The organism is Curtobacterium sp. MCLR17_059 (genome assembly GCF_003234665.1).
Taxonomy (GTDB): domain Bacteria; phylum Actinomycetota; class Actinomycetes; order Actinomycetales; family Microbacteriaceae; genus Curtobacterium; species Curtobacterium flaccumfaciens.
Genome location: NZ_QKSU01000003.1, coordinates 173,331 through 193,905, shown reverse-complemented (window position 1 = coordinate 193,905; position 20,575 = coordinate 173,331). Strand labels below are relative to the sequence as shown.

General features: G+C 71.0%; 16 protein-coding genes, 1 tRNA gene and 1 other RNA gene. 6 read left to right on the top strand and 12 right to left on the bottom strand.

Annotated elements, in window-relative coordinates; all coding sequences use genetic code 11:
• Nucleotides 1-15 precede the first annotated feature (15 nt).
• The 5 genes from DEJ12_RS06480 (at nt 16) to DEJ12_RS06460 (ending at nt 5,509) form a co-directional block, all read left to right on the top strand.
• Nucleotides 16-2,583: a transglycosylase domain-containing protein gene (locus DEJ12_RS06480; RefSeq protein ID WP_111029417.1), complete on the top strand. Its 2,568-nt coding sequence runs from the start codon at nt 16-18 to the stop codon at nt 2,581-2,583.
• Nucleotides 2,580-3,536: a metallophosphoesterase gene (locus tag DEJ12_RS06475; RefSeq protein WP_111029416.1), complete on the top strand. Its 957-nt coding sequence runs from the start codon at nt 2,580-2,582 to the stop codon at nt 3,534-3,536. The genes DEJ12_RS06480 and DEJ12_RS06475 overlap by 4 nt, the downstream gene beginning before the upstream one ends.
• A 93-nt stretch (nt 3,537-3,629) precedes the next feature.
• Nucleotides 3,630-3,703, top strand: a tRNA-Pro gene (locus DEJ12_RS06470).
• A gap of 157 nt (nt 3,704-3,860) precedes the next feature.
• Nucleotides 3,861-4,895 carry a sensor histidine kinase gene (locus DEJ12_RS06465; protein ID WP_111029415.1) on the top strand — a complete coding sequence of 345 codons (1,035 nt, stop codon included), beginning with the start codon at nt 3,861-3,863 and terminating at the stop codon, nt 4,893-4,895.
• A complete protein-coding gene (locus DEJ12_RS06460; RefSeq protein WP_071405010.1) occupies nt 4,892-5,509 on the top strand; it encodes a response regulator in 618 nt (205 codons plus the stop codon). The genes DEJ12_RS06465 and DEJ12_RS06460 overlap by 4 nt, the downstream gene beginning before the upstream one ends.
• A 75-nt stretch (nt 5,510-5,584) precedes the next feature.
• On the opposite strand, the gene DEJ12_RS06455 is transcribed toward DEJ12_RS06460, so the two are convergent.
• From DEJ12_RS06455 to ffs, 12 genes are all read right to left on the bottom strand, one after another.
• Nucleotides 5,585-6,628, bottom strand: coding sequence for an LLM class flavin-dependent oxidoreductase (locus DEJ12_RS06455; protein WP_111029414.1), 1,044 nt, complete (start codon nt 6,626-6,628; stop codon nt 5,585-5,587).
• 129 nt (nt 6,629-6,757) lie between these two features.
• The gene (locus DEJ12_RS06450; protein ID WP_071247330.1) at nt 6,758-7,384 is read right to left on the bottom strand and encodes a thymidine kinase; all 627 of its coding nucleotides are present in this window, start codon (nt 7,382-7,384) and stop codon (nt 6,758-6,760) included.
• Nucleotides 7,384-8,085, bottom strand: a complete 702-nt coding sequence (locus tag DEJ12_RS06445; RefSeq protein WP_035808846.1) for a response regulator transcription factor — start codon at nt 8,083-8,085, stop codon at nt 7,384-7,386. The genes DEJ12_RS06450 and DEJ12_RS06445 overlap by 1 nt, the downstream gene beginning before the upstream one ends.
• A complete protein-coding gene (locus DEJ12_RS06440; RefSeq protein ID WP_111029413.1) occupies nt 8,072-9,256 on the bottom strand; it encodes a hypothetical protein in 1,185 nt (394 codons plus the stop codon). The genes DEJ12_RS06445 and DEJ12_RS06440 overlap by 14 nt, the downstream gene beginning before the upstream one ends.
• Nucleotides 9,253-10,473: a sensor histidine kinase gene (locus DEJ12_RS17965; RefSeq protein WP_181433024.1), complete on the bottom strand. Its 1,221-nt coding sequence runs from the start codon at nt 10,471-10,473 to the stop codon at nt 9,253-9,255. Before DEJ12_RS17965 ends, DEJ12_RS06440 begins: the two co-directional genes overlap by 4 nt.
• A 170-nt stretch (nt 10,474-10,643) precedes the next feature.
• A complete protein-coding gene (locus DEJ12_RS06430; RefSeq protein ID WP_111029412.1) occupies nt 10,644-11,798 on the bottom strand; it encodes an Rv2578c family radical SAM protein in 1,155 nt (384 codons plus the stop codon).
• A gap of 58 nt (nt 11,799-11,856) precedes the next feature.
• Complete coding sequence (locus DEJ12_RS06425; RefSeq protein ID WP_111029411.1) at nt 11,857-13,344, bottom strand: malate:quinone oxidoreductase; 1,488 nt, start codon at nt 13,342-13,344, stop codon at nt 11,857-11,859.
• 98 nt (nt 13,345-13,442) lie between these two features.
• On the bottom strand, nt 13,443-14,495 hold the full coding sequence (locus DEJ12_RS06420; protein WP_071405015.1) for an aspartate-semialdehyde dehydrogenase: 1,053 nt from the start codon (nt 14,493-14,495) through the stop codon (nt 13,443-13,445).
• Nucleotides 14,496-14,538: 43 nt separating this feature from the next.
• A complete protein-coding gene (locus DEJ12_RS06415) occupies nt 14,539-15,804 on the bottom strand; it encodes an aspartate kinase (protein ID WP_017888681.1) in 1,266 nt (421 codons plus the stop codon).
• A 116-nt stretch (nt 15,805-15,920) separates the two neighbouring features.
• A complete protein-coding gene (gene recR, locus DEJ12_RS06410) occupies nt 15,921-16,520 on the bottom strand; it encodes a recombination mediator RecR (protein ID WP_017888680.1) in 600 nt (199 codons plus the stop codon).
• The gene (locus DEJ12_RS06405; RefSeq protein ID WP_111029410.1) at nt 16,520-19,312 is read right to left on the bottom strand and encodes a DNA polymerase III subunit gamma and tau; all 2,793 of its coding nucleotides are present in this window, start codon (nt 19,310-19,312) and stop codon (nt 16,520-16,522) included. Before DEJ12_RS06405 ends, recR begins: the two co-directional genes overlap by 1 nt.
• Before the next feature lie 61 nt (nt 19,313-19,373).
• Nucleotides 19,374-19,470: signal recognition particle sRNA small type (gene ffs, locus DEJ12_RS06400), an RNA gene on the bottom strand.
• A 37-nt stretch (nt 19,471-19,507) separates the two neighbouring features.
• Between ffs and DEJ12_RS06395 the strand changes: the two genes are divergently transcribed.
• Complete coding sequence (locus tag DEJ12_RS06395) at nt 19,508-20,182, top strand: SDR family oxidoreductase (protein ID WP_071405018.1); 675 nt, start codon at nt 19,508-19,510, stop codon at nt 20,180-20,182.
• The last annotated feature ends 393 nt before the right edge of the window (nt 20,183-20,575 follow it).

Genomic DNA, 20,575 nt, shown 5'->3' with positions numbered 1-20,575 from the left:
TTTAGGCTGCATCCTATGTCTGCCCAGAAGACGTCTGCATCGCGGACCAAGCCCGTCTCAGCAGTCGGCGCCTTCATCGGATTCGTCGGGTTCAGTGCCCTCGCCGGCCTGCTCGTCACGATCGGCGTCACGCCGGCCATCGCGGTCGCCGGTGTCACCACGACGTCCACGATCGGTGTGTTCGAGTCCCTGCCGGAGTACATCGAGATCGGTGACCTGCCGCAGCGCAACGAGCTGTACGCGTACTCGGGCGGCAAGTCGGTGCACTTCGCCACCCTGTACGACCAGAACCGCCAAGAGCTGAAGTTCGACCAGATCAGCGACCAGCTGAAGAACGCCGCGATCGACGGCGAGGACAAGCGCTTCTACGACCACGGTGGCGTCGACATGACGTCCCTCATCCGCGCCGGTGTGGGCAGCATCGCGGGCGGCCTCGGCGACTCGGGCGGTGGGTCGACGCTGACCATGCAGCTCGTCCGCAACATCAAGATGAACGAAGCCCTGAACCTCCCCACCAAGAAGGAGCAGGAGAAGGCCTACAACGAGGCCGTCGAGCAGACCATCCCCCGCAAGCTGGAGGAGATGAAGCTCGCGATCGGGCTGGCGAAGAAGTACTCCAAGAAGGAGATCCTCACCGCCTACCTGAACATCGCCTACTTCGGCGACCAGACCTACGGCGTGCAGGCCGCGGCGCAGCACTACTACAACAAGAGCGCGACCGACCTGACCCCGGCCGAGGCCGCGTCGCTCATCGCGATCGTGCAGTACCCCGAGGCGCGCAACCTGTCGAGCCCGAAGAAGTACGACGCCAACGTCGCCCGACGCAACGTCGTCCTCCGTTCGATGTACGACCAGAAGAACCTCACCGAGGCCGAGTACCGAACGGCTCGCCAGTCGAAGCCGGCGGACTACGTGCACCTGACGCAGCCGTCGCAGGGCTGCCGCGCCTCGGTCGGCGACGGGTCGCAGTTCTTCTGCGACTACGCCAAGAAGGTCGTGCTCGAGATGTCGCAGCTCGGCTCGTCGCAGAAGGCTCGCGACACCGCGTGGCGCAACGGCGGCTACAAGATCCAGACGACGCTGAACATCGACCTGAACGCCGAGCAGAAGCGTCTCGTCAACACGTACGACAACAAGGCCGAGACGAACCTGGCCCTGGGCGCCACGCTGAACTCGATCGAGGCAGGCTCCGGCCGCATCGTCACGATGGCACAGAACAAGGACTTCGACGAGTCGTTGAAGTCCGCGCCGACATCGACGTCCCTGAACTACAGCGTCGACGAGAAGTACGGCAGCGCCAAGGGCTTCCAGACGGGCTCGACCTACAAGCTCTTCACCCTGCTCGCGTGGCTGCAGGCCGGGCACGGGCTCAACGAGGTCGTCAGTGGCGCGCCGCGTGACATGTCAACGGGGTGGACCCAGTGCGGCCAGCCGTACTACGTCGGAGGCGGATACCGGCCGAAGAACGACAGTCCCGGCGAGAGCGGCAACTACACCGTCGCCGCGGCGACGGCGCAGTCCATCAACCTGGCGTTCCTCAACATGGCGCAGAAGCTCGACCTCTGCGACATCAAGAAGGTCGCCGAATCCCTCGGCGTCCACCGTGCGGACGGCGGAGAGCTCCTCTCCAACCCGTCGTCGGTCCTCGGCATCAACGAGATCGCGCCCATGACGATGGCCGCCGCGTACGCCGCCGTCGCGAACAACGGCATCTACTGCAAGCCGATCGCCATCGACCAGATCACCTCGCCGTCCGGCAAGAAGCTCGGCGGACAGACCAAGGACTGCAAGCAGGCGATCGACCCCGAGGTCGCTCACGCCGCCATCTACGCCATGAAGGGCACGATCGCCAACGGCACCGCTCGCGGCGCACAGACCCCGGACGGCATGCAGCTGTTCGGCAAGACGGGTACGACCGACGACGGCAACCAGATCTGGCTGGTCGGCTCGAGCTCGCGTGTCGCCACCGCCTACTGGCAGGGCAACACCGACGGCAAGCTCACCAACCTCCGCAACTTCAGCAACGGGGTGAGCGGCACGTACGCCGCCAGCCGTGCGGACGTGTGGCGGCAGGCGCAGACGCCGGTCAACGCGATCTACCCCGCCGGTCCGTTCACCGACCCGAACAGCTCGGCGCTCCGCGGCAACGCCAAGGCACTGCCGAACCTGCAGGGCAAGACGGCGGACGAGGCCCGCGCGACGATCTCGGGCGCCGGGTTCACCTACGTCGACGGTGGGGCACGCCCCGGCCCGGGGAACCCCGGCTCCGTGACCTCGACGTCCCCGGCGGCGGGTGCGCTCCTGTCCTCGGGTTCGAGCGTCACCGTCTACACGTCCGACGGCACCCAGGCGACCGTTCCTGAGATCGGCGGCGACTCCCTCGGGGACGCCCGCTCGGCCCTGAACGACGCCGGGTTCACGAACGTCAACCTCGCCGACAGCTACGCCAAGGGCGGCGGTGGCAAGACCTGCAAGGTCGCCGCGGTCGAGCCGGCGATCAACGCCACGGCGAACAAGAACGACAACGTGACGATCCAGCTCTACGGCGACAAGAACGGCAAGGCGCCCAAGGACTGCAAGTGACCCGCGGTCGCACCGCACTCGGTGTCCTCGCTGCCGGCGCGGCCGTCGGAGCTGCTTCGGCGGCGTGGGGCTCGCTCGTCGAGCGGCGTCGCTTCGGGATCCGGTGGGAGACCGTCCCGGTGCTCCCGCCGGGTTCCCGTGACGTCACCGTCCTGCACCTCTCCGACATCCACATGGCCCCGTGGCAGGCCGACAAGCAGCAGTGGCTGCGCGACCTGAGCCTGGTCGAACCGGACTTCATCGTGAACACCGGGGACAACCTCGGGCACGCGACCGCGAACGCCGCTGTGGAGTACGCGCTCGAGCCGTTCCGCGGGGTGCCCGGTGTCTTCGCCTACGGGTCGAACGACTTCTTCGGGCCCTCCCCGCGCAACCCGCTCAAGTACTTCTCGGGGCCGAGCCGGATGCACAAGGCTGCGGAGCCCATCGGTCTCGACATCGACCGGCAGACGGCGTTCTTCGAGTCGCTCGGCTGGCTCGACCTCAACGACCAGGCGCACGCGATCGAACTCCGCGGCTCCCGGTTCGAGCTGTTCGGCACCTCGGACGCGCACCGCGACTGGGACCGCCTCGACCTGCTCCCCACCAACGTCGACGAGATGCGCAGCGACGTGCCGTGGTCCGAGGACGAGGACGGCCCCGCTCCGGTCGCGATCGGTGTCACGCACGCGCCCTACCGTCGCGTGCTCGATGCCTTCGTGACCCAGGGTGCCGACATCATCTTCGCCGGGCACACCCACGGCGGTCAGGTGGCGGTCCCCGGGGTCGGCGCGCTCGTCACGAACAGCGACCTCCCCCGCCGGTACGCGAGCGGATTGCACAAGTGGGAGCACCGCAACCACTGGTCGTGGCTCGAGGTCTCCGCGGGCCTCGGCACCTCGATCTACGCGCCCGTCCGGTTCGCCTGCCGACCCGAGGCCGTCGTGGTCACCCTGACCGCCCGAGCTTCCTGAGCCGACGCGCCCGGGAGTTCACCGGATGGTCGTGAGCATCCCCGATCATCGGATAGTATTGTCTGGTTGCTCCGGTACGGAGTGATCACACCGCGGGGTGTGGCGCAGCTTGGTAGCGCGCCTCGTTCGGGACGAGGAGGTCGCAGGTTCAAATCCTGTCACCCCGACACTGTGTTGAGACAGTACGAAGAAGGCCCTGGTTCTCCGGAACCAGGGCCTTCTGCTTTCCCCGGGTGCATCTCGGCCGCCCGATGGGTCGCACGACCCAGTCAGCCGGTCCCCGCCCCACCACGAGCAGCCCCTCCCGCTACGCTCGCAAGCGCCATGCAGAACGACCATCCCCTCGCCGCCGTGCTCGTCGCGATCGCCGCCGAGTTCCCCGACATCGCGGACGACCCGGCCCTGGCGCAGAGCCTGACCGAGAACGTCTCGTCGATGATCGCCGAGGCCCACGAGCGCTACGCCGCAGGGACCGACGGCAGCGTCGTGAGCCACGCGTTCCTCGACCCCGAGCACCTGGCGACCGGCAGTCTGCACGCGGAGCACGCCCAGCACCCGGCCGGCGCCATGCTCGCGGCGGAGATGCTGTTCGACGCCTACCTGCCGGTCTTCGTCGACGAGGTCGGCGCGGCGTCCACCGCCGAGGTCCTGCGCGCCACCAGGGCCCTGCACGCCGGCATCTGGAGCCGGTTCCCGGCCGGGGCGGTCGCGTACACGGAGGCACTACGCCAACGCCTCACCACGGCGCACCTGGACTCCCGGACGCAGATCGCGCGTGACCTGCACGACCGCGTCGCCCACGGCATCCTCGCCGGGCTGCAGCGCCTCGACCTCGTCCTGCTGACGGATCCACCGGCGGACGAACGAGCCGATCAGCTCGACGACGCAGCGCGGTTGCTCCGGAGCGCACTCGGCGACGTCCAGGACCTCGCAGTGAGCCTGCACGCCCGGGTCGGGGATGCCCTGCTCGACGACGCGCTCCGACGGCACGTGCGCGACCTGTTCCCCGACGACGACCTCCTGTCCATCAAGTCGACGGGTGTGGCCGGTCCCCTGCCGAACTGGCAGGCCGAGGAAGCGCTGACGATCCTGCTCGAGGCGCTCACGAACCGCAGCAAGCACGCTCCCGGTTCGACGGCTTCGGTGCGCTTCCTCTGGTCACCCGCAGCGCTGGTGGTGACGGTCGCCGATGACGGCCCGGGGTTCGACGTGGAGAGCGACGCCGACGGCCGCCTCGGCCAGCAGACCATGCGCGAGCGTGCGGCGGTGATCGGGGCCCGGCTCGACGTCGACAGCGTCCGCGGCAGCCGAGACCACGGCACCACCGTCCGCCTGACCATCCCGAGGGGCACCCTGTGACCGTCACCCACGTCGCCATCGTCGACGACCACCGGCTCTTCCGCGAAGGACTCGCCACGATCCTGGCCGCGGTCCCCACGATCCGCGTCGTGGCGCACGGCGAGCGACCGGCCGAGGTGCTCGACTCCCCCGAGGCCGCCGCGATCGACGTCCTGCTGCTCGACGTCGAGCTGGACGGCCCGCCGGCACGGACGACGATCGCCACGGTCCGCCGCACCCGCCCGGACATCCGGGTGGTGGTGCTCACGATGCACCGGGACGCCGTCCTCCGCCGGACCCTGCTCGATGCCGGCGCGGTCGACTTCGTCACGAAGGACACCCCGAGCCGTGAACTCGTCGACCGGATCGCCCGCGCAGCCCACGCCGATGCGGCACCCGTCACGTTCCCCGTCGACCTGGTGACCGAGGCCCGAGCCGGCTCACCGTTGAGCGACCGCGAGCTCGAGGTCCTGCGACTCCTCGCCGCCGCGCGCACCAACGCCGAGATCGCCGCCGACCTGCAGCTCGCGATCGGCACCGTCAAGCGGCACGTCTACAACGTCTTCCGCAAGCTCGACGTCGGTTCCCGCGTCGGGGCGGTCGCTGCAGCCACGCGCCTGGGCCTGCTCAGCTGAAGCGCCACGGAACTTCGTGAGCAGCAATGGTCGGGTGCCCAGCGGACACCCGACCATTCCTGCTCACGAAGCGACCTAGACGGAGACTGACGCACCCGCGGGCACGAGCTTGCCGGCCGCGTGCAGCCCGGCCACGACGTCGAGCGCCTGGTGCCGGTACCGTGCCTGCGCGGCACCGGGCGAGACGATCACGCCGTTCGCCCCGGTCGACGCCACGAGTGCGTTGATCTTCTCCGCGACCTGCTCGGCGTTGCCGTAGGCCTGACGCTCGGTGCGGGCCGCGATGAACCGACGCTCGAGGTCGTTGAACTCGTACGCACGCGCCTCGTCCATCGACACCGGCTCCGGCTTCCGGCCCGAGCGCATCCGGATGAACGAGATCATGCCCGGAGCGCTCTGCTCGTCGATGACGGCGGGGTCCTCGTCGGTGACGACCTGCACACCGATCAGCGCGTTCGGCGTCTGCCGGAAGCGCGACGGACGGAACGAATCGCGGTACAGGGCGAGTGCCGCCTCGGTGTTGTCGGACGCGAAGTGGTGGGCGAAGGCGAACGAGATGCCGAGCGCACCGGCAACCTGGGCGCTGTAGCCGGAGGACCCGAGCAGCCAGAACTCCGGCACGTCGCCGTAGCCCGGCACGGCGCGGATGCCCGCCAGCGGGTTCTCCGCGCCCATGCCGGTGAAGAACCCGATCAGGTCGGCCAGGCGGTCCGGGAAGTCGTCGACGTCGAGTCGGTCCGTGCGGCGGAGGGCCATCGCCGTCGCGCCGTCGGTGCCGGGAGCGCGCCCGAGCCCGAGGTCGACCCGGTCGCCGTACAGCGCACGGAGGGTGCCGAACTGCTCGGCGACGACGAGGGGCGCGTGGTTGGGCAGCATGACGCCACCGGATCCGATGCGGATGGTCGAGGTGGCCGCGCCCACGGCGCTCAGCAGCACCGCCGGGGCCGAGGACGTGATGCCCGGCATCCCGTGGTGTTCGGCGACCCAGAACCGCTCGTACCCGAGCTGCTCGGCGCGCACGGCCATGTCGATGGACCCCTGCAGGGCCTCGGTGTTGGACTGGCCGTACTCGCGGGTGGCCAGGTCGAGGACGGACAGGTGCAGGGTGTCGTCGGTCATGTGGTCACCAACGCAGGCCGGCGCACGTGCATTCCTGTGCACGCGACGGACTGGAGGCCCGTGGCGGCGCCGCCACGGGCCTCCAGTCCGTCTGCTGGGTGCGTACCGGACGCACGCCGGCACGAGCGGTCAGGCGCCGTCGAGGCGGCCGCCGGACTCCGTCAGGTAGCAGTTCGCGCAGAGCGACTCGTAGGCGACGTCGACGCCGTCGATCGCGACCTGGGAGCCGTCGAAGACGAACCGGCCGTCGACCGTGCGGGCGTTGAAGACCGCCTTGCGGCCGCAGCGGCAGATGGTCTTCAGCTCTTCGAGGGAGTGCGCGACCTCGAGCAGGCGGGCGCTTCCGGGGAACGCCTCGGTGCGGAAGTCCGTGCGGATGCCGTAGGTGATGACCGGGATCTCGTCGAGCACCGCGATGCGCAGCAGGTCGTCGACCTGTCGCGGGGTGAGGAACTGCGCCTCGTCTACGAGCACGCAGCTGACGGGCCGCACCATGCCGTCCAGGCGGTCCGACTCGGGGTCGACGGCGCCTGCGGCGGTGACCGCCTGGCGCACGTCGGCGTCCGGCGAGAACACGATGTCGACGGTCCGGGTGACGCCGAGGCGGGAGACGATCTCACGGTCGCCCTTGGTGTCCACCGCGGGCTTGGCGAGCAGCACCCGGTGCCCGCGCTCCTCGTAGTTGTAGGCCGCCTGCAGCAAGCCCGTGCTCTTGCCGCTGTTCATCGCGCCGTAGCGGAAGTAGAGCTTCGCCACTACGCGAGGAACCCGTCCTCGGCGGCCCGACGGATGAGGTCGGACTTCTTCGAGGCGGGGCGGCCCACCTTGCTGTACTTCTCGCGCACGCGACGCAGGTACGTCTTGGCGGTCTCGTACTGCACGTTCATCTGCGCGGCGACCTCGTTCGTCGAGTAGCCGGACACGTAGAGCCGCAGCGCCTCTTCCTCGCCGGCGCTGAGCTTCGGGCGCTGGTGCGCGGCCGCACCCGTCGGCAGCGGACGCCACTCCCGGGGCTGCGGGGTCTCGCGGGCGACGCCCATGATCTCGCGGGCGACGTCCATGACCTCGCGCATCGGCAGCGACTTCGACAGGAACGCCGCGGCGCCGGCGGCCAGGGCGCGGTCGCGGGACTCGCGGCTGTCGACGCTCGAGAGCACGATGACCTTCGCCCCGGCGGCACGGCAGGTGCGGACGCGGGCCTCGATCGACACCGGTTCCTTGAGCTGGAAGTCCAGGAACACCAGGTCGGTCGGGAAGCTGTCGCTGTGGACCATCTCGAGCCAGGTGTGCGCGGTCAGGGCCAGGTCGAAGTCGAACGCGTTCACCGCGATCCAGCTCGACAGGCTGTCCAGCAGCACCTCGTGGTCGTCGAGGATGGCCAGCCGCACACGTCGTGCTCCCGGGTTCGGGAGGGACGGCGACCCCTCCGAGAGCCTGTTCGGGTCAGTGCTGGTCATAGGAGAACCTTAGTGCGAGGGCGGAAGGGCGGACCGCGACGTCGAGGTCGGGGAACGTCACGCGGAGGACGGCGAAGTAGGGGTCGAAGGTGCGGTGGATGCCGATGTCGGAGTCCGCGACGGCGAGCTCCACGTCGACGGACACACGGCCGGGTGCGGGTGCCGCCAGAGTGTCGGCTCGTCGCACGGTCGCGCGGAAGCCGGCCGGGTCGACGGTCGAGGCTCGGAGGGCCGCGCGGACGAACGTGCGGACGACCGCCCGCTGGTCGGTGTCGAGCGTCGCGATGAGGCCGTCGGGGTCGTCGACCACCGGCGCCTGGCCGCCGTCGACCCGGACGGCGTGCTCGAACCAGGTGCGGTCGGCGTCGGCGACCATGGACGCGCGGATACCGTCGGCGATCGCGCGGGCACGGGCACGGTCGGCGTCGGTGATGACGTCGCGTGTGCGGAGCTCGGCGAAGAACGGGGCAACGTCGCGGGACAGGATCGTCGAGCGGTCCTGCTGCACGCTCGCCGCGATGCCGTCCCGCTCGGCGCGTGCGACGGAGTACGACCCGGCACGGATCTGCACCCGTTCGGCGAGCCCCGCGAAGGTCCAGGCGAACACCGCGGACGCGGCGGTCAGCACCAGCGTCGGTGCCGCGGCCAGGAACGCCGCGACGGCGACCGGCACCTCGTGCGGGAACTCCGCAGCGCCGGCACCCCAGGTCACGGCGTTCACCGCGGCCAGCACGAGCCCGCCGATCGTCAGGTCGGTCCACGGACGGTACGGCGCGACCATGACGATGCCGGTCGCCGTGATCAGGGACATGAAGTCGTTCAGGGCGCTGCGGTCCGGCCCCCACTGCGCCGCGACGCTCGTGACCGACGCCAGGCCGAGCAGCCCGACGTGCGCGACGAACGCCGAGCGCGGGAACGGCGCACGGAACGGGCTCGAGGCGGCGAGCACCACCACCGCCGAGGCCGCGACGAGCAGCACGGTGAGGGCACTGAGCGTCGGGCTGCCCACGACGTCGCGGTCGAAGATCGACACGAGCAGTGCCCAGACGACGCTGCCGGCACCGAGCACGACGGCCAGTGGCCGCGACCCCATCGCGCCGAGCGGGTCGTACTGCTGGGCGGTGCGACGGGGCCCCGGACCGGACCCCTGCCGCTGCCGGATCGCGTTCATCGCTCGGTCCCCCGGCCGTCGCTGACCGCCGGCACGGTGACCGCGCCGGTGACGGGTCCGTACGGCACGGTCATCATCACGCTCGTGCCGGAACCGGGCGACGACCAGATCTGGACGTCACCGCCGACCCGGCCGATCCGCTCTCGCACCGAACCGCGGAGGCCCATCCGGTCGGCTCCGGTGGCGTCCTCGTCGAACCCACGACCGTCGTCGACGACCATGACGGTGCAGGACGCGCTGTCGTCGAACACGCTGACCTCTGCGGCGTCGGTCCCCGCGTGCTTCCGCACGTTGGCCAGGCACTGGCCGACGGCCCGGACGACCGCCGACAGCGCACGCTGGTCCAGGCGCTCGAGCGCGGAGGTGTCACCCGAGACGGTCACGTCGAGTCCGAGCGTCCGGTGCTCGTCGACCATGGTGCCGAACGCCTCGGCCGCGGCCCCGGGACGCGGGCGGGCGGCCGGCGCGAGCCACCCCTTGCCGGTGAGCGCCGCGACGTCGGCGTCGACCGTCTCGGCGAGGTGCGGGTCCATCGGGCCGTCCGGCGCGAGGGCGATCGCGCCGAGGTGGTTGAGCACGGTGTCGTGCAGGATCGCGGACGCCTCGGCCTCGACCCCCGCGCGGTACGCGGACACGTGTTCTTCACGGGCAGAACGCAGGAGCTCGGGCTGCACCCGTTCGCTCCGCCCCGTGCTGCGGGTCGTGAAGAGCACGAGCGCGACCACGAACCCCAGCGTGACCCAGGCGAGGATGAGCGGACGGGGCGACTGGTCGGCCTGCACGATGGCGATCCACGTGGCGAGTCGTCCGGTCAAGAAGCCGACGAAGGACCACAGCACGACGCGGCTCGGCACGGCGCCTGCTCCCCCGACCAGGATGAGCGGGATCACGACGAGGGACATCAGGTACGAGGTCACCCAACCGGTCGGCACCTGCTGCTGGACCCCGACGGCGAACCACCAGGCGCAGACACCGCCGACGGCCAGGAAGGCGATCGCCGAGACGCGGTTGCCGAACTGCACGTGCACGCCGATCATGGCGAGCATCGGGACGACCGCCAGCGCCGTGCCGACGACCTGCACCCCGGGCTCGGACAGGCCGTAGAGCACGAGCGTGATGGCCGCGGCCAACAGCGAGCCGATGGCGCCGGCGTGGAATGCGCGCACGGTCGACCACGCGTTCACTCGCGGTGCGAGGTGCGTGGGGATGCCGAGCACGAGGTGGATCCTTCCGGGTGGCGAGGGCGCCGTCCACGATCCAACCACCGGAGCAGCGGCCGTGTACCCCGAATCCGGGGCCGTGCGGCGACCCGCACGATGATAGCGGCCCGGACCGGGGTCTTGCTGTCCCCCGAACGTGGACCGGACACGACCCGGACGGACGCTCCTCAGAACAGCGTCTGCGCCGCAGCCGGCCGGAGCAGCCGCTGGTCGAACCCGGGGTCGGCGCGCTTCAGCGGTGACACCGTCGGCACCGACTGCTCCTGCGGCAGCGCCTGCGGCCCGCCCGTGCCCAGCCCCTGCGGCACGCCCGGCTGCAGCGTCCGCGGTTCCGAGAAGCCCATCGACCCCGTCGCCGGGTCCACTCGCCCCAGTCCGACCCCGTGCGCCGCCAGGATCGGGCGGATGCGCTCCGACAGCCACCGTCGGTAGTCCTTCGGCGCGTAGGTGTTGTCGAGGTACATCGCGCGGTACCGCTGCACCAGGTCGGGTCGCTCGCGGCCGAGCCACTCGAACCACCACGGCTTGACGCCCGGCCGCAGGTGCAGCGCCGAGTACGTGATGCTCGTCGCGCCGGCCGCGGTCGCCCGACCGATGGCATCGTCGAGGTGCGCCCGGGTGTCGGTGATGTACGGCAGCACCGGCATCAGGAACACGGCGCAGTCGAGCCCCGCGTCGCGGATGGCCCGCACGGTCGCCAGCCGGGCCGACGTCGTCGGGGTGCCGGACTCGACCGACTGCTGCAGCGAGTCGTCGTACACGGCGATCGACATCGCGAGGTCGACCGGCACCACCTTCGCCGCCTCGGCCAGCAACGGCAGGTCGCGGCGCAGCAGTGTGCCCTTCGTCAGGATGCTGAACGGGGTGCGCGACTCCGCCAGCGCCTCGATCACACCGGGCATCAGCCGGTACCGCCCCTCGGCCCGCTGGTACGGGTCGGTGTTCGTGCCGAGCGCCACCGGGTGACGGTCCCACGAGGGCTTGCCGAGCTCACGACGCAGCACGTCGGCGACGTTCGTCTTCACCACGATCTGCTGGTCGAAGTCGGCGCCGCCGTCGAACTCCAAGTAGGTGTGGGTCGGACGGGCGAAGCAGTACACGCAGGCGTGGCTGCACCCGCGGTACGGGTTGATCGTCCAGCCGTAGGTCCCCGACCCGTCCGCGCTCGGCACCCGGTTCAGGGCGCTCTTCGCCAGGACCTCGTGGAAGGTCACCCCGGCGAACTCGGGCGTCGTCACGCTCCGGACGAACCCGCTGTTCGATTCCATCCCGGGCAGCGCGTCGCTCTGCTCGGCGTCGATCGCCTGTCCACTCCACCGCATGCCGTCATTCGAACACACGTTCGAACAGACCGCAAACCCGAGCGGACCACGACAGGCCTCAGTGGTGCAGGCCGAGCACCTTCGCCGTGCGCTCGAGCGTGGCGTCGGCCAGAGCCGGGTCGTCCCCCAGGTCCTGCCCGTAGGTCGGCACCATCGCGCGGACGTCGTCCTGCCAGCCGTCCCACCGGTCCGGGAAGCACCGGCGCAGCATCGTGAGCATGATCGGCACGGCGGTCGAGGCACCCGGCGACGCCCCGAGCAGGCCGGCGATCGAGCCGTCGGCGGCGGTGATGACCTCGGTGCCGAACTGCAGCACACCGCCCTTGTCCTTGTCGGGCTTGATCACCTGGACACGCTGCCCCGCGGTGATGCGGTGCCAGTTCTCAGGCTCGGCGCTCGGCATGAAGTCGCGGAGCGCCTCGAACTTGGTGTGCTTCGACGCGAGGAGCTGGCCGACCAGGTAGCGGACCAGGTCGAAGTTCGAGAACGCGACGCTCAGCATCGGGCGGAGGTTGTGCGGCCGGATCGAGCGGAACAGGTCGAGGACCGAGCCCTGCTTCAGGAACTTCGGACTGAACCCCGCGTACGGCCCGAACATCAGCGACGACCCACCGTCGACGATGCGGGTGTCGAGGTGCGGCACCGACATCGGCGGGGCACCGACACTGGCCTTGCCGTAGACCTTGGCGGAGTGCTTCTGCACCACCTCGGGGTCGTCGGTGCGAAGGAACTCGCCCGACACCGGGAAGCCGCCGTAGCCGCGGATCTCCGGGATGCCGGACTTCTGCAGCAGGTGCAGGGCTCCGCCACCGGCACCGACGAAGACGAACTTCGCGGCGATGCGCTGCGTCGACCGGCCGATCTCGTTGCGGACGTTGAGCACCCAGCCCTCGGACACCTTGGAGCGGGTCAGGTTGGTGACCTGGTGCGAGGGTTCGAACTCGACACCGTCGATCTCGAGCTGGTCGAAGAGCTGGCGGGTGAGCGACCCGAAGTCGACGTCCGAGCCGGCTGCCGAGTAGGTCGCCGCGATCGGCTGGTCCTTCTTGCGGCCGGGGATGAGCGCCGGTGCCCACTTCCGGATCTGCGCCGGGTCGTCCGAGAACTCGATGCCCGCGAAGAGCGGGTGGTCACGCATGGCCTCGTACCGGGCGCGCATGTACGCGACGTTGGCCTCGCCCCACACGAAGGAGATGTGCGGCGTGGGGTTGATGAAGTTCGTGGGTTCGGGCAGTACGCCGGTCTCGACCAGGTGCGCCCAGAACTGCCGCGAGACCTGGAACTGCTCGTTGACCGTGACGGCCTTCGCGATGTCGACGCGGCCGTCCGGCAGTTCCGGCGTGTAGTTCAGCTCGCACAGTGCCGAGTGCCCGGTACCGGCGTTGTTCCACGGGTTCGAGGACTCCTGCGCAACCGTGCCGAGCCGCTCGTACACGCGGATCTTCCAGCTGGGCTCGAGCTTGTGGATGATGGCCCCGAGCGTGGCACTCATGATGCCTCCGCCGATCAGGACGACGTCGATGGGGTCCACCTGCTGCTCTGCCACCCGTCGATCCTACCGGCGGCACCCGACAGACGGACAGGAGGCCCGTGGCGGTGTCGCCACGGGCCTCCTGTCCGTCTGCTGGTCGCGCCCGGGGCGCGCTACGCGTCGACGGAGCGGCGCGCGACGATCGTCTCGGCGATCTGCACCGCGTTGAGCGCGGCGCCCTTCCGCAGGTTGTCGTTGCTGACGAACAGCACGAGGCCGCGGCCCTCGGGCGCGGACTGGTCGGCGCGGATGCGGCCGACGAACGCCGGGTCCTGGCCGGCGGCCTGCAGCGGGGTCGGGACGTCGGAGAGCTCGACCCCGGGTGCGCTCGACAGGATCTCGGTCGCACGCTCGGGCGACAGCGGACGCTCGAACTCGGCGTGCACCGAGATCGAGTGCCCGGTGAACACGGGGACGCGCACGCACGTGCCGGCGACGAGCAGGTCGGGCAGCTCGAGGATCTTCCGGCTCTCGTTCCGGAGCTTCTTCTCCTCGTCGGTCTCGCCCAGGCCGTCCTCGACGATGCTGCCGGCGAGCGGCACGACGTCGAAGGCGATCGGCCGGACGTACTTGACGGGCTCGGGGAACGTCACGGCGGATCCGTCGTGCGTCAGCGCAGCGGTGTCCTGCTCGAGCGCGGCCTTCGCCTGGCCCAGGAGTTCCTCGACCCCGGCGAGCCCGGAACCCGAGACCGCCTGGTAGGTCGTGGCGACGAGTCGGCGGAGCCCGGACTCGGTGTCGAGCACCTTGAGCACCGGCATGATCGCCATGGTCGTGCAGTTCGGGTTCGCGATGATCCCCTTTGGCGCCTGGTCGATGGCGTGCGGGTTCACCTCGCTCACCACGAGCGGGACGTCGGGGTCCATACGCCAGGCGCTGGAGTTGTCGACGACGAGTGCCCCGGCGGCGGCGAACTTCGGCGCGAGGGCCCGCGAGGCGGTGGCCCCGGCGGAGAACAGCGCGATGTCGATGCCGGACGGGTCAGCGAGCTCGGAGTCCTCGACCACGATCTGCTCGCCCCGGAACGGCAGCGTCGTGCCGGCGGAACGGGCGCTCGCGAAGAAGCGGACCCGGTCGGCCGGGAACGCGCGCTCTTCGAGCAGGCGACGCATCACGGCGCCGACCTGGCCGGTGGCGCCGACGACGGCGACGGTGAGGGTGCTCATGCGGTGCTCCTGGTGGTTCAGCGGATCGACGGGTCAGCGGGCGTCAGCGGCCGGTGCCGGCGTAGACGACGGCCTCGGCGTCGGCGTCGAGGCCGAACGCGCTGTGCACGACGCGCATCGCCTCGTTCAGGGTGTCGGCGCGGGTGACGACCGAGATGCGGATCTCGGACGTGGAGATCATCTCGATGTTGATCGACGCGTCGTGCAGGGCGCGGAAGAGCTGCGCCGAGACGCCGGCGTTCGTGCGCATGCCGGCGCCGACCAGGGCGAGCTTGCCGATCTGGTCGTCGTACTGGATGCTCTCGTAGCCGATGTCGGCCTTCGCGACCTCGAGCGCCGTCAGCACGGTCTGGCCCTGGTCCTTCGGCAGGGTGAACGAGATGTCCGTCCGCCCGGTCGACGCCGCCGACACGTTCTGGACGATCATGTCGATGTTCGCCCCGGCGCGTGCCACGTTGGTGAAGATCTCGGCGGCCTTGCCCGGCTGGTCCGGGACCCCCACGACGGTGATCTTGCCCTCGGAGAGGTCTCCGGCGATCCCGGTGATGATCGGTTCTTCCACGGTTTCCCCCTCGGCAGGGTTGTAGACGATGGTGCCCTCGTTGTTGTTGAACGAGGACCGGACGTGCAGGGTGACGCCGTGCCGCCGGGCGTACTCGACGGCGCGGATGTACAGGACCTTGGCACCCGAGGCTGCGAGCTCGAGCATCTCCTCGCTGGTGACGCGATCGACCTTGCGGGCCTTCGGCACGACGCGGGGGTCGGCGGTGAAGATGCCGTCGACGTCGGTGTAGATCTCGCAGACGTCGGCGTCGAGTGCTGCGGCGAGGGCGACGGCCGTGGTGTCCGAGCCGCCGCGGCCGAGCGTGGTGATCTCGCCCGTGGTGCGGTTGAAGCCCTGGAACCCGGCGACGATCGCGACGTGGCCGGAGTCGAGCGCCTCGCGCACGCGCTTCGGGGTGACGTCGACGATGCGGGCCTTGCCGTGCTGGGCGTCGGTGAGCATGCCGGCCTGGCTGCCGGTGTAGGAGGACGCTTCGACCCCGAGGCTCTTGATCGCCATCGCGAGCAGCGCCATCGAGATGCGCTCCCCCGCGGTCAGGAGCATGTCGAGCTCACGGCCGGCGGGGATCGGCGTGACGGAGTGCGCCAGGTCGACGAGTTCGTCGGTGGTGTCGCCCATCGCCGACACCGCCACGACCACGTCGTTGCCGGCCTTCTTCGTCTCGACGATCCGCTTCGCCACGCGCTTGATGCTCTCGGCGTCCGCGACGGATGAACCACCGAACTTCTGCACGATCAAGGCCACTGGCTGGTACTCCCGGAGACGGCGACACCGCGAGGTCACGCGGTCTCACAATGGTAGTCGGTGTTTCGGGGATGTTGCGTGCGAGCGGGCCCCGACGCAAGGATCCTGCGTGGCGGTCAGCCGCCGACGACGCGGCGCCCTTCGAAGGCACGACCGAGCGTGACCTCGTCGGCGTACTCCAGGTCGCCGCCGACGGGCAGCCCCGACGCGAGCCGGGTGGTGCGGATGCCCATGGGGACGAGCAGCCGGCTGAGGTACGTCGCCGTCGCCTCGCCCTCGAGGTTGGGGTCGGTCGCGATGATGACCTCGGCCACGGTGCCGTCGGCCAGACGTGTCATGAGCTGCTGGATGCGGAGGTCGTCCGGTCCGATGCCGTCGATCGGGCTGATCGCCCCACCGAGCACGTGGTACAGCCCGCGGAACTCTCGTGTGCGCTCGATCGCCGCGACGTCCTTCGCCTCTTCCACCACGCAGATCGTCGCCGGCGAGCGGCGCGGGTCGCGGCAGATGCTGCACTGGACGTTCTCGGTGACGTTGCCGCAGATCTCGCAGAAGCGGACCCGCTCCTTGACGTCGGCGAGCAGCTCGGACAGCCGGCTCGGGTCGAACGACTCGGTCTGCAGGATGTGGAAGGCGATGCGCTGCGCCGACTTCGGGCCGATGCCGGGCAGGCGGCCGAACTCGTCGATGAGGTCCTGGACGATCCCGTCGTACATCAGGCACCGTCCTGGTGGAGAGCGGTCTCCTCGATGAACTGGGCGTTGAGGATCTCACGCACGACGGCCTCGCCGTACCGGCCGGCGACCGGGGCGCGGCGTGCGGGCGGTGCGGTGCGGGCGGGAGCGGCGGCGGGCTGGGCCGCACGCTGCGGTGCGGCCTGCTGCACCGGGGCTGCCGGCGCCGCGGCTGCGGGTGCTGCTGGTGCTGCTGGTGCTGCGCTTCGTCCGATCCCCGGGTCGGGGAACGGGGCACCGTCGTCGTACGGTTCGTCGTCGAGTGGGTAGTCGTCGACCGGGACGCCCGGCACGACGGAACCGCCGGGAGGTACGGCTCCCGCTCCGGACGCCGCCTGCAGACCCGGGGTGGTCGGGCCGTCGGGCTGCCCGGCCGTGGCAGCGCCCGGTCGCGCGGGTGCGGCCGACGGTGCCGACTCGGCCGGCTGGGGCGTGCTCGTCTCGGCGGGGGCGACCGGCGCGGACGCCGGCACGGTGCCGAAGGGTGCTGCCCAGCTGGGCTCGACGGACTCCGGGACGGCGTCGGCGGTGGGGTCGCTGGCGGGGATCGTCGCGACCGCCCAGTCCGTCACCGGCGCGCCCGAGGGAGGGGGGGTCGGTTCGGCCGGTGCCTGGTCGCGCTGCGGGGCGGACGCGGTCGGCACTGCCTTCGGCTCGGGCGCGGACTTCGGCGCGGGCGCTGCCGTCGGCACAGGAGGTGCCGTCGACTCGGGTGCTGCCGACGCGGCCTTCGGCTCGGCGGCAGGGGCAGCCGTCGGCATGGGCTCAGCAGCGGAAGCCGGCGTCGGGGACTCCGGTGCTGCGGGCTCGGGCGCCGGGGCCGGCGCCGGGGCCGCGGCGGGCGCCTGGGCAGCGGGCGCCGGACGCTGGGCCGGTGCGGCCTGCTGTGCCGGAGCCGACTGCTGCTGCTGCTGGGGACGCTGCTGCTGTCCGGGCCCGCGGGCGACGAACTTCACCCGCAGACCGAGGACGTCCACGATGGCGGCGCGGAGCAGTTCGCTGACGCTCGCCGAGGGGTCGGACATCTCCTTGAACGAGGCGACGTCCTGCTGGCTCGGGAACGTCAGCGTCAGCACGTCGTCGCGGAGCGCGGTGACCTGCGCCGTGACGACCACCGACCACGCCGAACGCTTGGCGTGCTGCACGTGCTCGACGATCTGCGGCCAGGAGTCGCGCATCTGCTGGAAGCCGACGGCACCGACGGTCCGGACGGCGGGCTCGTCACCGATCGTCGTGCCCTGACCGGTGGACGACGGGCTGACCGGCTCGGCCGCGGGCTTCGAGGGCTCCGGCTTCGAGGGCTCCGGCTTCGAGGGCTCGGACTTCGCGGGCTCGGCCGAGGTCTGCGCGGGTGCTCCAGGAGTGCTCGGAGCGACCGCTGCCCACGACGCTGCGGCGTCGCGGGCCACGGCTCCGGAGTCGGCCTGCGGCGCGGCGGGCTGCTCGACGGGACGCTCGGGCGTCGCACGAGCCGCTGCCGGAGCGGGCGTCGGGGCGAGGGAGGGAGCAGGCGCTGCGGGAGCCGCGGCTGCCGGCTGCTCACGACGCGGTGCAGCGGCGACGGCGGGAGCGGACTGCTCGCCGGCGCCGGCCTGGTGTCCACCGGCGTCGCCGACCCCGACGCGACGTTCCAGTCGCTCCACGCGGGCGAGGGCTCCGCGCTGGGTGTCGTCGGCCTCGGGCACGAGCATCCGGGCAGTCATGAGCTCGAGGTGCAACCGGGGCGAGGTCGCGCCGGTCATCTCGGTGAGGGCACGGTTCGCGATGTCGGCGGAGCGGGAGAGCCCGGTCGCGCCGAAGACCCCGGCCTGGCGGCTCATGGTGTCGAGTTCTTCCGGGGAGACCCCGCGCAGGACGGCGGCGGCGCTCTCGTTCGTCGCCGCGACGACGATCAGGTCGCGCAGGCGCTCGAGCAGGTCCTCGACGAAACGGCGGGGGTCCTGTCCGGTCTGCACGACGCGGTCGATCGCGGCGAACGCGGACGCCGGGTCGGCGACGGCCAGGGCGTCGACGACGTCGTCGAGCAGGGCGGCATCGGTGTAGCCGAGCAGGGCCACGGCACGCTCGTAGGCGATCGCACCGTCTTCGCTGCCGGCCATCAGCTGGTCGAGCAGCGACAGGGTGTCACGGACGGATCCACCGCCGGCACGCACCACCAGGGGCAGGACGCCGGGGGCCACCGACACGGACTCCTGCGTGCAGAGCTGCTCGATGTACTCGAGCATCACCGCGGGCGGGACGAGCCGGAACGGGTAGTGGTGGGTGCGCGACCGGATGGTGCCGATGACCTTCTCGGGCTCGGTCGTCGCGAAGATGAACTTGACGTGCTCCGGCGGTTCCTCGACCAGCTTGAGCAGTGCGTTGAAGCCCTGCGGCGTCACCATGTGCGCTTCGTCGAGGATGAAGATCTTGTAGCGGTCGCGAGCCGGCGCGAACACGGCACGGTCGCGCAGGTCACGCGCGTCGTCGACGCCGTTGTGGCTCGCGGCGTCGATCTCGATGACGTCGAGCGAACCGCTGCCGTCGCGGGCGAGTTCCACGCAGCTCGGGCAGACGCCGCACGGGGTGTCGGTCGGGCCCTCGGCGCAGTTCAGGCAGCGCGCCAGGATGCGGGCCGACGTCGTCTTGCCGCAGCCACGGGGCCCGCTGAACAGGTAGGCGTGGTTGACGCGGTTCGTGCGGAGCGCCGTGCGGAGCGGGTCGGTGACCTGCGACTGCCCGATCAGCTCGGCGAAGTTCTCGGGCCGGTAACGGCGATACAGGGCGGTGACCACGCGACAAGGGTAGCCGTCACGACCGACAACCCGCGTGCCCGTCCACAGGCCAGGCGGGAACGAAGAAGACTCCTCACGCACCCGCCAGAGCCTGGTTACCCTTGCTGCGTTTCCGCCCTGGGGGAGTTGGCCTGGATGGCGTCACGTGAGGAGCCGCCGAGAAGTCTACCGGACGCAACGGGCAGACTCGAACACATGAAGATCGCCATCGCCGGAGGACACGGCCAGATCGCCCTGCTCCTCGCCCGCCAGATCACCGACGCCGGCCACGACGCCGTCGCGATCGTCCGCAACCCCGCGCACGTGGCCGACGTCGAGCAACAGGGGGCGCGTGCGATCGTCGCCGACCTGGAGCAGCTCGGGGACGACGACCTCGCGCTCCGCCTGCGCGGTGTCGATGCCGTGGTGTTCGCCGCCGGTGCCGGGCCGAACAGCGGCGCCGAACGGAAGCTCACCGTCGACCGTGACGGTGCGATCCTGCTCGCCGACGCCGCCGAGCGTGCCGGCATCGAGCGCTACGTGATGATCTCCGCGATGGCGGCCGACACCTACGACCCCGAGCTCGCCGTCGTGCCCGCGCAGGACGACGCCGCGGTGTTCCAGGTCTACCTGCGAGCGAAGGCCGAGGCGGACGCGAACCTGCGGGCCCGACGCCTCCGCTGGACGATCGTGCGTCCCGGCGGCCTGCTCGACACGCCGCCGCAGGGCACCGTGCACGTCGGCCGGACGGTCCCGCGCGGCTCGATCCCCCGGGCAGACGTCGCGACCGTCGTCCTGCACGCCCTGCTCGACGACGCCGCGGTCGGCGTGCAGTTCGAGGTCACCAGCGGCGACACCCCGATCCCGGCGGCGCTGAACGCGCTCACCTGACCGGTCGGTGCGGCCCGCACCGTGCGCGCTCCGTCACCCCGTGCGAGTTCCTCGCCGAAGGTGCCGGGCCGCGCACCGTGCGCACCTGCTCACCCCGTGCGGACTTCCGCGCCCCGTGCCGCGCTGCGAGCGCGCACCCAGCAGGCAGCCCCGCGCCTCCCGTCCGCACCGTGCGCACCTGCTCACCCCGTGCGGACTTCCACGCCCCGTGCCGCGCTGCAAGCGCGCACCCACCAGGCAACCCCGCACCAGCCCACGAACACCGCACCGTGCGCCGGACGCGACCCACCGACGGACGGGAGGCACGGCGCCAGCCCGCCCCGCGCCTCCCGTCCGCACCGTGCCAACCTGCTCACCCCGTGCGGACTTGCGCGCCTCGTGCCGCGCTGCAAG